This window comes from Devosia sp. (genome assembly GCF_017744655.1).
Classification (GTDB): Bacteria; Pseudomonadota; Alphaproteobacteria; order Rhizobiales; family Devosiaceae; genus Devosia.
Map to the genome: position 1 here is coordinate 424,526 of NZ_JAGIAW010000001.1, position 13,920 is coordinate 438,445.

18 protein-coding genes are annotated in these 13,920 nt (G+C 62.2%); 1 reads left to right on the forward strand and 17 read right to left on the reverse strand.

Going from position 1 to position 13,920, the window contains the following annotated elements; all coding sequences use genetic code 11:
- Nucleotide 1: 1 nt before the first annotated feature.
- The 13 genes from ureG to J7557_RS02140 form a co-directional block, all read right to left on the reverse strand.
- Nucleotides 2-634, reverse strand: coding sequence for an urease accessory protein UreG (ureG, locus tag J7557_RS02080; RefSeq protein WP_035087311.1), 633 nt, complete (start codon nt 632-634; stop codon nt 2-4).
- A 15-nt stretch (nt 635-649) separates the two neighbouring features.
- A complete protein-coding gene (locus J7557_RS02085) occupies nt 650-1,081 on the reverse strand; it encodes a DUF3995 domain-containing protein (RefSeq protein ID WP_291416858.1) in 432 nt (143 codons plus the stop codon).
- The gene (locus J7557_RS02090) at nt 1,078-1,734 is read right to left on the reverse strand and encodes an urease accessory protein UreF (protein ID WP_291416860.1); all 657 of its coding nucleotides are present in this window, start codon (nt 1,732-1,734) and stop codon (nt 1,078-1,080) included. The genes J7557_RS02085 and J7557_RS02090 overlap by 4 nt, the downstream gene beginning before the upstream one ends.
- A complete protein-coding gene (locus J7557_RS02095) occupies nt 1,731-2,204 on the reverse strand; it encodes an urease accessory protein UreE (protein ID WP_291416862.1) in 474 nt (157 codons plus the stop codon). Before J7557_RS02095 ends, J7557_RS02090 begins: the two co-directional genes overlap by 4 nt.
- A 19-nt stretch (nt 2,205-2,223) precedes the next feature.
- On the reverse strand, nt 2,224-2,811 hold the full coding sequence (locus J7557_RS02100; protein ID WP_291416863.1) for a hypothetical protein: 588 nt from the start codon (nt 2,809-2,811) through the stop codon (nt 2,224-2,226).
- Between the two features lie 21 nt (nt 2,812-2,832).
- The gene (locus tag J7557_RS02105; protein ID WP_291416865.1) at nt 2,833-3,264 is read right to left on the reverse strand and encodes an MliC family protein; all 432 of its coding nucleotides are present in this window, start codon (nt 3,262-3,264) and stop codon (nt 2,833-2,835) included.
- 144 nt (nt 3,265-3,408) lie between these two features.
- A complete protein-coding gene (locus J7557_RS02110; protein ID WP_291416867.1) occupies nt 3,409-4,542 on the reverse strand; it encodes a methyltransferase domain-containing protein in 1,134 nt (377 codons plus the stop codon).
- Nucleotides 4,542-6,251 (reverse strand): urease subunit alpha, encoded by a 1,710-nt coding sequence (gene ureC / locus J7557_RS02115; protein WP_291416869.1) that lies wholly within the window; start codon nt 6,249-6,251, stop codon nt 4,542-4,544. The genes J7557_RS02110 and ureC overlap by 1 nt, the downstream gene beginning before the upstream one ends.
- A 114-nt stretch (nt 6,252-6,365) precedes the next feature.
- Entirely contained in the window at nt 6,366-6,785 is a 420-nt protein-coding gene (locus J7557_RS02120) for a hypothetical protein (RefSeq protein WP_291416871.1), read from the reverse strand.
- A gap of 102 nt (nt 6,786-6,887) precedes the next feature.
- Nucleotides 6,888-7,193 carry an urease subunit beta gene (locus J7557_RS02125; protein ID WP_291418266.1) on the reverse strand — a complete coding sequence of 102 codons (306 nt, stop codon included), beginning with the start codon at nt 7,191-7,193 and terminating at the stop codon, nt 6,888-6,890.
- An 11-nt stretch (nt 7,194-7,204) separates the two neighbouring features.
- Nucleotides 7,205-7,783: a HupE/UreJ family protein gene (locus J7557_RS02130; protein WP_291416873.1), complete on the reverse strand. Its 579-nt coding sequence runs from the start codon at nt 7,781-7,783 to the stop codon at nt 7,205-7,207.
- An 11-nt stretch (nt 7,784-7,794) separates the two neighbouring features.
- The gene (locus J7557_RS02135) at nt 7,795-8,097 is read right to left on the reverse strand and encodes an urease subunit gamma (RefSeq protein ID WP_291416874.1); all 303 of its coding nucleotides are present in this window, start codon (nt 8,095-8,097) and stop codon (nt 7,795-7,797) included.
- A 10-nt stretch (nt 8,098-8,107) separates the two neighbouring features.
- Nucleotides 8,108-8,779 carry an urease accessory protein UreD gene (locus J7557_RS02140; RefSeq protein ID WP_291416876.1) on the reverse strand — a complete coding sequence of 224 codons (672 nt, stop codon included), beginning with the start codon at nt 8,777-8,779 and terminating at the stop codon, nt 8,108-8,110.
- A 260-nt stretch (nt 8,780-9,039) separates the two neighbouring features.
- On the opposite strand from J7557_RS02140, the gene J7557_RS02145 reads away from it, so the two are divergent.
- Nucleotides 9,040-9,384 (forward strand): hypothetical protein, encoded by a 345-nt coding sequence (locus tag J7557_RS02145; protein WP_291416878.1) that lies wholly within the window; start codon nt 9,040-9,042, stop codon nt 9,382-9,384.
- A gap of 53 nt (nt 9,385-9,437) precedes the next feature.
- Here the strand turns inward: J7557_RS02145 and urtE are convergent, their stop codons facing one another.
- From urtE to urtB, 4 genes are all read right to left on the reverse strand, one after another.
- Entirely contained in the window at nt 9,438-10,142 is a 705-nt protein-coding gene (gene urtE / locus J7557_RS02150) for an urea ABC transporter ATP-binding subunit UrtE (protein WP_291416880.1), read from the reverse strand.
- The gene (urtD, locus tag J7557_RS02155) at nt 10,139-10,888 is read right to left on the reverse strand and encodes an urea ABC transporter ATP-binding protein UrtD (protein WP_291416882.1); all 750 of its coding nucleotides are present in this window, start codon (nt 10,886-10,888) and stop codon (nt 10,139-10,141) included. Before urtD ends, urtE begins: the two co-directional genes overlap by 4 nt.
- 5 nt (nt 10,889-10,893) lie before the next feature.
- On the reverse strand, nt 10,894-12,093 hold the full coding sequence (gene urtC / locus J7557_RS02160) for an urea ABC transporter permease subunit UrtC (protein WP_291416884.1): 1,200 nt from the start codon (nt 12,091-12,093) through the stop codon (nt 10,894-10,896).
- A 154-nt stretch (nt 12,094-12,247) separates the two neighbouring features.
- Nucleotides 12,248-13,861, reverse strand: coding sequence for an urea ABC transporter permease subunit UrtB (urtB, locus tag J7557_RS02165; RefSeq protein WP_291416886.1), 1,614 nt, complete (start codon nt 13,859-13,861; stop codon nt 12,248-12,250).
- Between the last annotated feature and the right edge of the window lie 59 nt (nt 13,862-13,920).

Consider the following 13,920-nt stretch of genomic DNA (forward strand, 5'->3'; position numbering starts at 1 on the left):
ACTATTCGGCAGCTACGGCCTGGAAACCGCCGTGCTTTTCGATGAAGCCGATGATCTGATCGAGGCTTTCGCGGCGCAAAAGGTCGGTGAAGACATAGGGCCGGCCTTCGCGCACCTTTTGGGTATCGCTTTCCATCACTTCGAGGCTGGCGCCGACATAGGGCGCGAGGTCGGTGTGGGTAATGACAAGCAGATCGGAGCGCGAGATGGCGGGGCCGCCCTTGCGGGGGATCTTTTCGCCCTGCGCGACCGAGATCACATAGATGGTCAGATCGGCGAGGTCGGGGGAGAAGGTGGCCGCGAGATTATCGCCGCCGCTTTCAATAAGAACGATGTCGAGATCGGGAAATTTGCGGTTGAGATCGTCGATGGCCGCGAGGTTCAGCGAGGCGTCTTCGCGAATGGCCGTGTGCGGGCAGCCGCCGGTTTCGACGCCGACAATCCGGTCCTCGGAAATGGCCTGGACGCGGGCGAGGATCAGGGCGTCCTCGCGGGTATAGATGTCGTTGGTGACCACCGCCATCGAGTAGCGATCACGCATGGCCTTGAGCAGCATTTCACAGAGAGTGGTCTTGCCCGACCCGACGGGGCCGCCAATGCCGATGCGGAGCGGTCCATTGAGGCTTTTGGTCATGGCAAGACTCCTTAATCAGAGAAAGCGAAAGACGACGAGGGCGAGGAAACCCAGGCCCAAAGCAAGGCACAGCGGAGAGTATACTCGCGCGTCGTTGAGACGGAAGTTGGGTTCGGGTGTCAGCGTCTTCCACCAGGTGGTGTAGCCGGCAATGCCGCGGGCGAGGAACACGGCGGCAAGCGCAATGCCGCCGAGATCGAGCAAGATGCCGCCGCTGTCGTGATCGGCCAGCGCCAGGGCGTAGATGCCGGCAGCGATGGTGGCGATCGACACGGCAAAAGACGCCAGACGGGGCGGCATGCGCTCGATGTCCTTGAAACCCACCACGGTCTGGGCCAGCAGTTTCTCGTTGCGGATTGGCCAGGTGCGTCCGACCGACCAGAGGAAGTGCGCCAGCGAGACGGCGAAGAGGGCGATGAACATCATGGACGCGATGAACATGTTCATGAACGGAAGATCCTTGTGGGCAGCGTTTCGTGCTGCATCTGGGCGATGTCAGCGCCATAGGCGACACTGCCGATTTCGTCCAGCGTCGCGTGCTGGCACGCTTTTGCCAATTTTGCGATTTCGGGTTCGAGCGCAGCCATGATCGCGAGGCCATCGGTCTGGCCGATGGGCACGAGGCGCACGGCGACAGACACTTGGCTGTGCACTGTGGCCGTTAGGAAAGCGACGAGCGTGTCGAGGAGGCCGATGCCATGGGCGCCGGCCAGCGCGCCGACTGCGATGGGATAGGGGCAGGGATGTGGCAGGTCGAGCGGCGGATCGACGGGCCAGGCGGCGCTGGCGGTCGCGAAGGCATTGCCCGTCATGGTGGTTTCGGCGTGACGCTCGCGGGCTGGCGTCAGCGCAAGGCAGAGGTCAGCCAGTTCCTGCAGCTTTTCGGGAGCCCGGGGTGTTTTTTGCGCGTGGGCGAGGAGGATGGCGTCGGTACGCAGGCCACCGTGGAGCAGGGCGCCTGATATCCAGTCTTCGGCGGTTTTTCGATTGTGCACGAGGCGGCCGACGATGGCGGTTTCGAGGCCGGCGGACCAGGCAAAGGCGCTCACCGGAAAGGCGGGAGAGAGCCAGGTCAGCAGTTTTTGCAGATCGGTGCTCACTTGCGGGCGAGGAGGGCGTGGGCCGGTTCGGCGTGGTTGTGGCTGTGATAGGCGCCGTGCTCGGCAAAGAAGGGTTCGGTCACGTCGGTGACCTTGGCGCCGAGGCCTTCGAGCATGGTTTTGAGCACATGGTCGCGCTTGATGAGAATGCGGTCGGCGTCAAGCTGGGCCGGAGTGTGGCGATTGCCAATGTGCCAGGCCAGGCGCAGAAGATGAGCGGCATCATTGGCGGTCACCGCGTAGAGGATTTCCTTCGCGGCCAGGATTTCGAACAGGCGCCCGTCGTCCAACTCCAGCGCGCCTTCGTGGTCGAGCGTCACCGTATTGGGGAAGTCGACGAGGACCTCGGTGCCGTTCTTGCCGGTGAGCAGCTTGCGGCGCAGGCGGCGCTCGTCGTGGGCGAGGGTGATGCTGTCGATGGCGGCGCCGCGGCCGTGATGGGCGGGCAAATGGGCAACGGCACGAAGCATGCGGTGGTAAGTCCCTGAATCACTGGGTGACGTAGAAGAAACGTCCGATCAGGAAGAATTGGTAGACGATATGCACCCCGACCACAAACAAATGCACACGTTGATTGGTCGAGCGCCAGGCGATGATGCAGAGAACGATGCCGATCGGCACCTGCATGAAATAGGACGCGTCGAAACGCGCCATATGCGGGCCGCCCTTGATGAATGTGTCCAGCGTATCGAGCACGAAGGTGGTGGCGAGCAGGCCAAAAAACCAATGGCGGCGTTTCAGAAAGAAATCGCCGTAGCCCTTGTACTCTGAAATAATGTCCGGACAGAGCAGGGCCGCCATCATGAAGAGGGTGACGGCGTAGAAGATGATGAAGATGACGATGCCGAAATTCCAGGTGTCGAGCCGGAACAGGGCGAGTTCCCACCACCAGAAAAGGACGAGTTCGAGCAGGATCGAACCCATCCAGAGCAGATGCAGCACCGAGCGGTCGCGCCGATCCGGGTGCTGCACCATATTGGCGAAGGTCATGAGCAGGCGGGTAATGCCCAACCCGACCACCGTTCCCATTACGATGCGGATGTGCGGGAATATTTCGGCAGTCGTGTATGGTTCCATGGCGACCCGGCCGTCTACAGCTCAGGGCGTGTTGGCTGCGGCAAGGCACGTCGCCAGCGGAGGCGCGTCCTCGGCGGCCTGGAGATCGCGCAGGGTCGCTTCGTCGCCCTTCGTCCACCATTCATATGGGCCGGAGACGTAACGGGCGCCGGATCCGGAAACGGTGGTGACGAAAATATAGGTATCGCCTTCGACCGGCAGGATGGCCAGGAAATTGGGCGCGGCGTTCACATATTGGGTGCGAAAGCCGGTGCCGTCGTCGCATTGGTAGATGACCGTGCGGCGCTCGATATCACTAGTGGCCTCGAGGGACAGGGTCAGCGTGGCGGTCACGGTGGGCGCTGCGGGAGCGGTTGGCGCCGTTTCGGCGGGCGCCGGGGCTTCCTGAGCCAGGGCCGCACCAGCGGCGAGCACAAGAACACCGCCCGCGATGAGGCTCCTCAAATCGATCATGGCTTTTCCTCGATTTCGTTGGAAACAGTGCGAAACACCCAGGCAACTGTCTCCACAATCATGGTGATTGATTGTTCTGGCAAGGTGTCAGCGTGATGAAATCTAGAAGTCTCCGAGGGTTGCGGGCACGATTTTCCTGTCAGCTCAGCCGCGTTTGAGAAGGTAAAGCTGACCGGGGATCGGGATCTCGCGTTCCAGCCGGATCGCATGGGGCTTTTCTGCGAGGACGGTAAGGCCATTCGCTGTTGCGAGGGCCTTGATGTAACTGGGGCTGTGGCTGAAGCGGCCGCTGGAGCGGATGGCGACGCCTTCTCCTTCATGGAGTTCGATCGAAAAGGCCAGCACGCCATCGGCAGCGAGGCGCTGGGCCAATGTCGCGAACAGTGCTGTGATCTCGCCGACATAGATGAACACATCGGTGGAAACGATCAGACCGTAGGGTCCGGCCAGTTTGGACTCGGTCGAGAGAGCCGCGGCGGCATCGCCTATGTGGAGATGGCGGTAGATGCCGCGCTCCCTGGCTTTGGCGACCATTTTGGGGGCAATGTCGATACCGTCGATCGGCCGTAGTGCTTCCGGCAGCGCCGTTGCCATCAGCCCTGTGCCGCAACCGACGTCGAGTGTCGGGCCGTGAGCCGATGCGTGTTCGGCCAGCATGGCGGCGAGAGCCTCGGGTACGCGATATTCAAGCTTGCCGGTCAGGTGGGCGTCGAATGTTTCGGCATAGGAATCGAAGAGTTCGGCGACATAGCCGGCGTCCGGCGTGCCTGTCGTGGTCAGGGCTGACGCCATATGGCTCGAATAGAGATCGCCCGGACGCAGCTTGGCGGCACGCGAGAAACTTTTGAGGGCGGCAGCCTTCTGGCCGAGGTCTAGCTGGGCCTGGCCCAATTCGCTAAAAATGCGCGCGTCATTGGGGTGCAGGGTGCGCCCCTTGTCGAGGAGGCGTGCGGCATCGGCGGGGCGCCGGAGCGCCAGCAAAGCCTGGGCGAGGGCGACGTGGAGATCGGCCGAGCGTGGTTTCAGGCGAAGAGCGTGTTCAAAGCTCATGGCGGCGATTTCGGCGGCACCCGTTCGCATGGCCATGCTGCCCATGAACTGGTGCGCTTCGGCCAGATCGGGCGCGACATTGACCAGTTCGGCACTGACGCGCGCAGCGTCAGCAATTTTGCCCTGGCTTTCAAGCTGCCGGCCCTTGGCCAGCAGGTCGTTGGCGCGCAGCGCGAGGATGGGATCGGTCGGGAGACCTTTGAGTGTAACGCCGACCGGTTTTTTCATCAGAACAGGAAATATCGTTGTGCCATAGGCAACACCGTAGCCGGTTCACATGTCAGAAGTACACCGTCGGCGCGCACTTCGTAGGTTTCGGGGTGGACGTCGATGTGGGGCGTGGCGGAGTTGAGCTTCATCGAGGCTTTGCCGATGCCGCCGCGGGTGTTGTGGACGGGGAGTAAATCCTTGTCGACGCTGAGGCGATTGCGGAGGCCGGCGTCATGGGCGGCCTGGGAGATGAAGGTGACCGAGGACCGGCTGACCAGCTTGCCATAGGCGCCGAACATGGGGCGGTAGTGCATGGGCTGTGGCGTCGGAATGGATGCGTTCGGGTCGCCCATCGGGGCGGCAGCGATGGACCCGCCGAGGATCACCATTTCGGGCTTTACGCCGAAGAAGGCGGGGTTCCAGAGGACGAGATCGGCGCGCTTGCCGACTTCGATGGAACCGATGTGCTGACTGAGGCCATGGGCGATGGCCGGATTGATCGTGTATTTGGCGATATAGCGACGGACGCGGAAATTGTCATTGTCGCCGGTTTCTTCGCTCAGCTTGCCGCGCTGGCGCTTCATCTTGTCCGCCGTCTGCCAGGTACGGATCAGCACTTCGCCGACGCGGCCCATGGCCTGGCTGTCCGACGAAATGACGGAGAGGGCGCCCATGTCGTGCAGGATGTCCTCGGCCGCGATGGTTTCCTTGCGGATGCGGCTTTCGGCGAAGGCGACGTCTTCGGGGATCGACTGGTCGAGGTGGTGGCAGACCATGAGCATATCGAGATGCTCGGCAATGGTGTTGACCGTGTAGGGCCGCGTCGGATTGGTCGAAGAGGGGATGACGTTGGGCAGGCCCGCGACTTTCAGAATGTCGGGGGCGTGGCCGCCGCCAGCGCCTTCGGTGTGGAAGGCGTGGATGGTACGGCCTTTGAAGGCACCAACCGTGTCTTCGACGAAGCCGGATTCATTGAGCGTGTCGGTGTGGATCATCACCTGCACGTCATAGGCATCGGCAACCGAAAGGCAGTTGTCGATGGCGGCGGGCGTGGTGCCCCAGTCTTCGTGCAGTTTCAGAGCCGAGGCGCCGGAGAGGATCATCTCCTCGAGCGGAGCGGCAACCGCGGCATTACCCTTGCCGGCGAGCGCAAGGTTCATCGGGAAGGCGTCAAAGCTCTCGATCATGCGCTCGACGTGCCAGGCGCCGGTGCACGTGGTTGCCAGTGTGCCATGAGCCGGGCCGGAGCCGCCACCGAGCATGGTGGTCATGCCGCACATCAGGGCTTCTTCTATCTGCTGAGGGCAGATGAAGTGGATATGGGCGTCCATGCCGCCGGCGGTGAGGATCTTGCCTTCGCCGGCGATAGCTTCAGTCGAGGGGCCGATGATGATGTCGACGCCCGACTGGGTGTCGGGATTGCCGGCCTTGCCGATACCGACGATGCGGCCGTTCTTGAGGCCGATGTCGGCCTTGAAGATGCCGGTGTAGTCGACAACAAGCGCATTGGTGATGACAGTATCGACGGCGCCTTCAGCGCGGGTGCGCTGGGATTGGCCCATGCCATCACGGATCACCTTGCCACCGCCGAACTTCACTTCCTCGCCATAGGTAGTGAAATCCTTCTCCACCTCGATGAACAACTCAGTATCGGCCAGACGCACCTGGTCACCGGTGGTGGGGCCGTACATGTCGGCGTAGGTGGCGCGGGAAATGCGGGCGGGCATGGCGAAACTCCGGAAATCAGGAGAGGCGTTGAATGGGGGCGACAAACACGAAAAGCGCCCGGCCCCTAAGGGCCGTGCGTGCGGTGGCGTTGCGATGGAGAGTTTTGAGAGCGGTTAGTTCGGCTTGACCGGATTGAGCGAGCGATAGACGCCGACCGAGTGATCGATCAGGCTGTCGAGGATTTTCTCGCCTTGCGCCATCTGTTGGTCGGCGCGCATGGTGCCCGAGACCAGCGACATGGCGAGCGCCTGGATGGCATAGGCGTGCTTGGCCTTGCCGGCCTGGTGGTATTCGTTGCCGCGCTGCTGGAAGACCGTCAAAAGGTCGTTGTAGACCTGCGGGGTGACCACTTTCTTCGCGGAGGACCAGTTCTCCTGCTGTAGGTTGCTCGAAAGGTCGCTGGCAAGGTGGCCGATCAGGGCTATGGCCTCGCCATCCTCGGCTGCCGTATCCTGCAGGTCGGTCAGCATGGCGATGAAGCGCTGCTTGAATTCGGCGTTGCGGACTTCTGTGGTCGGGGCTTCGGCAGTCATGATCATCCAGGCAAAGGCAGTTCTCTGTGGCGGGGTTTAAACCACCATTCTGCTGCGATTGCCATGGCGTGAGCCAAGATTTGCCGAAGCGTGCCTGCATGGTCACAGCGATCCCATGACCTTCTGGCGGAAGCCGTAGATCTTGCGGTCGCCGCCGATGGGGATGAGGCGCACTTCGCGGCTCTGGCCGGGTTCGAATCGCACCGCGGTGCCCGCGGCGATATCGAGACGCATGCCGCGCGCCTTTTCGCGATCGAAGCTCAGGCCGGCATTGGTTTCGTAGAAGTGATAGTGGGAGCCGACCTGGATCGGTCGATCTCCCGTATTGGCGACTTCGAGCACGAGCTGTTCGAGCCCTGCATTAAGCTCGACAGTGCCGGCGGCTGGGAAGACTTGGCCCGGGATCATCATGGCCAATCTCACGCGCCGAAGGCGAGCCAGAGGCCGCCGAGGGCCGTCGCCACGCCAGCGATGCGCGACAGCGCCTTGCCGCCGAAGCGGGCGAGAGCAAGGCCAAGACCGATGCCGACGGCGTGGAGAACGGCGGTGGCGATGATGAAACCCATGGCAAACTGCCAGGCACCAGCTTCGCCGAGTTCTCCGCCATGGGCATGGCCATGGAAGAAGGCGAAGAAGCCGACCATGGCGGCAACGGCACCAGTCGGGATGGGCAAGGCCAGCGCAATGGCGACACCGATGAAGATCACCGACGCAAGGATCACCGGCTCGACGAAGGGCAGGGGGACGCCAGCGATGGCAGCGGCAAAGCCCACGGCCATTGTGCCGACGAAGGCGGCTGGGACGATCCAGACAGCGCGGCCGCCCTGCATGGCGGCCCAGAGACCGACGGCGACCATGGCGAGGATATGATCGAGGCCAAAGAGCGGGTGGCTGAAGCCGGCGGCGAAGGAGCCGTGCTCGGCGGGATCGAGATGGGCGAAGGCGGGCAGGGTGGCGGCTGCGGTGATGGCGAGAGCGAGGGTGATGCGCTTGAGCATGGTTTTGCCTCTTAGCGGATGGGTTGGTGGACGGTGACGAGCTTGGTGCCATCGGGGAAAGTCGCTTCGACCTGCACGTCGTGGATCATCTCGGCGATGCCTTCCATGACCTGGGCGCGGGTGATGACATGGGCGCCGGCTTCCATCAGCTCGGAGACAGCGCGGCCATCGCGAGCGCCTTCGACGACGAAGTCGGTGATCAGGGCGATGGCCTCAGGGTGGTTGAGCTTGACGCCGCGCTCGAGTCGCTTGCGCGCGACGATGGCGGCCATGGCGATGATGAGTTTGTCTTTTTCGCGGGGTGTAAGGTTCATCGGCCGTTTCCTAGAGATGCCACAGACGCGGCAGGGAGCAGGCGCCGGTCAGTTCGATGAGAGTTGGAACCAGAAGTTTTCGCAAGGCAAGTCCCGTCCGGGCCATTGCCCGGATCACGAGCCGCTCGCCGTTGGCGCTGGCGGCGATCAGGCCGCCAGGGGGATGGAGCGCGCGGACGCGACTGAGGAGCTGCTCGGCCTTGTCGGGACTAGCGGCGACATGCAGCACTGAAGCAAAGCCCCGACAGCCGCGCAGCAGGGAAAGGCCATCGCGCTCGCTGCCGTTGCCGGTCAGGCGGGTCGCTTCGGCATGGATCAGACGATCGCCGCGATAGATGCGCCAGGTGTCGGAAAACTGCGCGTCCCGCGCCTCCTCGCCCATGGCGTCGCGGCCGAGGAGAACGGCTTCGATAGCGGTTAGCGTCGCGCACTCGTCGAGGTGGATCGTCAGCCGTCGGTCGAGTTTGCTAGCTTCGAAGAGGATGGTTTCCTGGGGGAGCCAATCGAGATGGGCATTGTTTCCGACGGTGATATCGACCTCGACATGCGCCGTGTCGCCTGTGGAGCGGTAGCTGCGTTCGCAGGCCTGGGTGGTGATGACCAGCTTTCCGCCCGGCGCAACATCCGCGCCCCAGCGCAAATGGTCGCCGCCCGTAATACCACCAGCGGTATTGATAAACACGGCTTCGAGGGCGGAGGAATGCGTATGCGGCAGGCGGATTTTCCCGCAACCCTCCTGGAAAAGTGTGTCGATACAAGTCTTTCCGTCGCGTTGCTTGGTGCGAAGGCGGCCAGTGCCTCTTGCTCGTTGCAGCACGGGAGGAGGTGAAAACGCCTCCAAATTTGACGAGGCGACGAAATTCATTGCAACGATCCTGCGATCATCTCGTTGTTTATGCGAGCAAACGCTCTTTCATAGAGAATTTTCAAGAGGTTATTCAAATGACCATCAAATCTGCTTTGTCTGTTGCCGCCCTTACTGTCGCTCTTACCGGTGCTGCATTTGCGCAGGGCATGACGATCAATGGCGTCGCCGTTTCTGAAACTGATATGCCGGCTGTGCAGGAACGCTGCGACCAGCTGGCAAATGCTTCGACCACCGAGTCGATTGCGGGCACTACCGAGGATGGGAAGACCGAATCCAACGCAGATTCCACTGCCGGCGGCACTGATGCGACCGTCACTGACGCACCTGGAGTGAATGAAGCTCAGGCCGCGACTGCAACGATCGACCTCGATACCATCACGCTTGAAGCATGCACGACAGGCGGCTTCGTGACCCAGTAAGCGAAAGCTTCCTGAAGTTTCAAAGGGCATCTGGCTTCGGTCAGGTGCCTTTTTCATACCATCAGGTGTTTTTTCACATCCGGCAGGTCGAGATCGCTCGCCGGGCCTTTGTGCATGATTTCGCCGCGGTCCATGACGTAGATGTCGTCGGCAATTTCGCGGCAAAAATCGAGGAATTGCTCGACCAAAAGGATGGTTATGCCCTTCTCGTCGCGCAGGAATTGCAGCGCACGGCCGATGTCTTTGATGATCGAGGGCTGAATGCCTTCGGTGGGTTCATCGAGAACCAGAACTTTGGGTCGGGTGACCAGAGCGCGGCCGATAGCGAGCTGCTGCTGCTGGCCACCCGAGAGATCGCCGCCCCGCCGCCCAAGCATGGACTTGAGCACGGGGAACAGCTCGAAAATGTATTCGGGAATATTGCGTTCGCTGCGGCCAAGGCCGGCATAGCCGGTTTCGAGGTTTTCCTTCACCGTCAGCAGCGGGAAGATTTCGCGACCCTGCGGCACGTAGCCGATGCCCATGCGGGCGCGCTTGTAGGGTGGCGTTTTTTTGAGCACGTCGCTGCCGAAAGTTATGGCACCCGACGAGATGTGATTAATGCCGGTGATGGCGCGGAGGGTTGACGATTTACCCACGCCATTGCGGCCGAGGACGGCGGTGATCTTGCCCGGCTGGCAATCGATGGACACGCCCTTGAGCGCTTGGGCGGCGCCGTAATGAAGGTCAATCGTTGAGATCGAGAGTGCTGCGGTCATCGGCCAAGGTACCTTTCAATCACGACTGGATTGGCGCTGACCTGATCTAGCGATCCCTCGGCCAGCACGGCGCCTTCGGCCAGACACACGACGCGCGAGCCCAGCTCGCGCACGAAGCTCATATCGTGCTCGACCACTACCACCGACCGGGTTTTTGCGATTTCGCGCAGCAGTTTCGCGGTCTCCTCGGTCTCGCTGTCGGTCATGCCGGCGACGGGTTCGTCGACGAGCAGCAGCTTCGGATCTTGTGCAAGCAGCATGCCAATTTCGAGCCACTGCTTCTGTCCGTGGCTGAGATTGGCAGCGTATTCGTCCTTGCGGTGCAGGAGACGGACGGTTTCGAGGATTTCGGTGATGCGGGCAACGTCTTCGTCGCTGGGCGTGTAGAAGAGCGCAGCGAAAATGCCGCGCGGCTTCTTCAGCGCCATTTCGAGATTGTCCCACACAGTGTGGCTTTCGAACACGGTGGGTTTCTGGAATTTGCGGCCGATGCCGAGATTGGCGATGGCGGCTTCGTCGAGCTTGGTGAGATCGGTGCGGCCATCAAACATGACGTCGCCAGCGTCGGGGCGCGTCTTGCCGGTGATGATGTCCATCATCGTCGTCTTGCCCGCGCCATTGGGGCCGATGATGGCCAGCATTTCGGTGGGGCGGACGATGATCGAGAGATTGTTGATGGCCCTGAAACCGTCAAAGGCAACGGAGACGCCGTTGAGGTAGAGCATCGTATCCTGAGCTTTGCTCATTGGCTTTACTCCGCCGGCCGGGGTTGGACACTGTCGAAGGTACTGGGGTCTTCACCACGCTCGATATCGGCCGATTGAGCTGGCGTCGGGGCTGCGGGTTCTTCGGCCTTTTTGCGGCGAGCACCGAAGATCTGCTTCCAGAGACCCACGATGCCTTTGGGAAGGAAGAGCGTTACGAAGATGAAGAGCGCGCCGAGGGCGAAAAGCCAGAATTCGGGCAGGGCGCTGGTGAACCAGGATTTGCCGAGGTTGACGACGATGGCACCGATGATTGGGCCGATCAGGGTGCCGCGGCCACCAACGGCGGTCCAGATGACGACTTCGATGGAATTGCCGGGCTCGAATTCGCCGGGATTGATGATGCCGACCTGCGGCACATACAGAGCGCCGGCAATACCGGCCATGATGGCCGAGACGGTGAAGGCGAAGAGTTTTACGTATTCGACGCGGTAGCCGATGAAGCGCGTGCGGCTTTCGGCATCGCGCACGGCGACCATGACCTTTCCGAGTTTGGAATTGACGATCATCGAGCAGACGAGGACCGAGAGGGCCAGGGCAATGGCGGTCGCGGCAAAGAGGATGACGCGGGTCGACTGGGCCTGAACTGGGGCGCCGAGAATGTCCTTGAAGTCGGTGAGGCCGTTATTGCCGCCAAAACCCATGTCGTTGCGGAAGAAGGCGAGCAGCAGGGCGAAGGTCATCGCCTGGGTGATGATCGAGAGATAGACGCCGGTCACGCGGCTGCGGAAGGCGAAAAAGCCGAAGATGAAGGCGAGGAGGCCGGGTACCAGCACGACCATGGCCATGGCGAACCAGAAATTGTCAAAACCCATCCAGTACCAGGGCAGCTCCTTCCAGTTGAGGAAGACCATGAAGTCGGGAAGCGTCGGATTACCATAGACGCCGCGGGTGCCGATCTGGCGCATGAGATACATGCCCATGGCATAGCCGCCGAGCGCGAAGAAGGCGCTATGGCCGAGCGAGAGGATGCCGCAATAGCCCCAGACCAAGTCCAGCGCGAGCGCCAGGATGGCGTAGCTCAGATATTTGCCGAGAAGTGAGACGAGATAGGTCGGGACGTGGCCGAACTGGCCCGGCGGGATGAGGAGATTCGCCATGGGCACGAGGACGGCCACGGCGAGGAAGATGCCGATGACCCAGACGGCCTTTTTGTCGAGCGCGCGGAACAGGGCTTGGGTCAGCATCTAAAGTCTCCAGTCGTGGGGAGAGCCCCCCTCATCCGGCGCTGCGCGCCACCTTCTCCCCGATGGGGAGAAGAACAAGAGGAGGGCACCATTCCTCTCCCCATTGGGGAGAGGGTGGATCGGGCAAAGCCCGAGACGGGTGAGGGGAAGGCCATCATTGTTCGATCGCCCTTCCCTTAAGGGCAAAGAGGCCCCGCGGACGCCGCTGGATGAAGAGGATGATCAGCACCAGGATCAGGATTTTGCCGAGCACCGCGCCGGCATAGGGCTCGAGGAACTTGTTGGCGACGCCGAGGGTCAGGGCGCCGACAAAGGTGCCCCAGAGATTGCCCACGCCGCCGAAGACCACGACCATGAAGCTATCGATGATGTAGTTCTGGCCAAGGTTCGGGGAGATGTTGTCGATCTGGGTCAGTGCGACACCGGCAAGGCCGGCAATGCCGGAGCCGAGGCCGAAGGTCATGGCATCGACGAAGGGGGTGCGGATGCCCATGGCCGAGGCCATGCGGCGGTTCTGGGTGACGGCGCGCATCTGGAGGCCGAGCGGGGTGCGGTTGAGGATCAGCAGCAGCATGAAGAAGACGATCAGCGCAAAGATTACGATCCAGAAGCGATTGTAGGTGATGGCGAGGCCGAAGAAGTCGGTGGAGCCGGACATCCAGGTCGGCGCGATGACCATCTGGTTGGTCGGTCCGAAGATGGAGCGCACGGTCTGCTGCAGGATCAGGGAAAGGCCCCAGGTGGCGAGCAGGGTTTCGAGCGGGCGGCCATAGAGCCAGCGGATGATGCCGCGCTCGATGCCAACGCCGATGGCGCCGGTGACGAGGAAGGCGACGGGCAGGGCGATGAGCAGGGAATAATCGAGCAGGCCCGGGAAGTTCTGGCGGATGACGAGCTGGACGAGGAAGGTCGTATAGGCGCCGAGCATGACCATTTCGCCATGGGCCATATTGATGACGCCCATGACGCCGAAGGTGATGGCAAGGCCGATGGCGGCGAGGAGAAGCACCGATCCGAGCGAGACGCCGAACCAGACGTTTTGCAGCGCTCCCCAGACGGCGCGGCCCTGTTCGAGGCCGGAAATGGCGGACTGGATGGTCGGCTTCACTTCGTCGGGTGCGTTGGCGAGAGCGCCGGTGAGGATAGTGATGGCATTGCGGCCGGCGCCCGAGACGATCTGGGGCACCGCGGCGTTCTTGTCTTCCACGCTGGCGTCTTCGCTCGTCAGTATGGTGACAGCGCGGGCAGCCTGCATGGCGGAGCGCACATTGGCTTCGGTTTCGGCGGCGATGGCCTCGTCGAGCAGCGGCAGATTGGCGGCGTCCGGCTTGGCGAGGAAACCCTGGGCGGCCGAGAGGCGCGTGCCCGGGTTGTCGCTCATCAGCGTCATGCCGGAGAGGGCAGCGGAAATATCGCGCCGCAGGCCGTTATTGACGCGGATGCGGGAGAGATCGGCGTCGGCACCGAGATCCACGGCTTCGCCGGTCAGCGGGTCGGTAATAGAGGAGCCGCGCTGGATGACGACCGCGCCGGAGGTTTCGTCGAGATAGAGATTGCCTTCGCCGAGGGCGGTTAAGACCGGAACGACGCTGGGGTCGCCGGTCGAGGCGAGTGTCGTGACGATGGCGCCGAGTTCGCGCAGGCTTGCTTCACCCAAGGCGGTGACTTGAGCCGGGATATCCACGGCCGCGTCTTGGGCGCGCACCATCTGCGTGGGCAGCAGAAGCGACAGGGTGAGAAGTGCCAGGCGGAGAATTTGAGTCAGCATCGCTTGGAAAGTCCTTGTCGCTGCGAGAGAAAGAGGCAGGGGCGGTTGCCGCCCCTGCC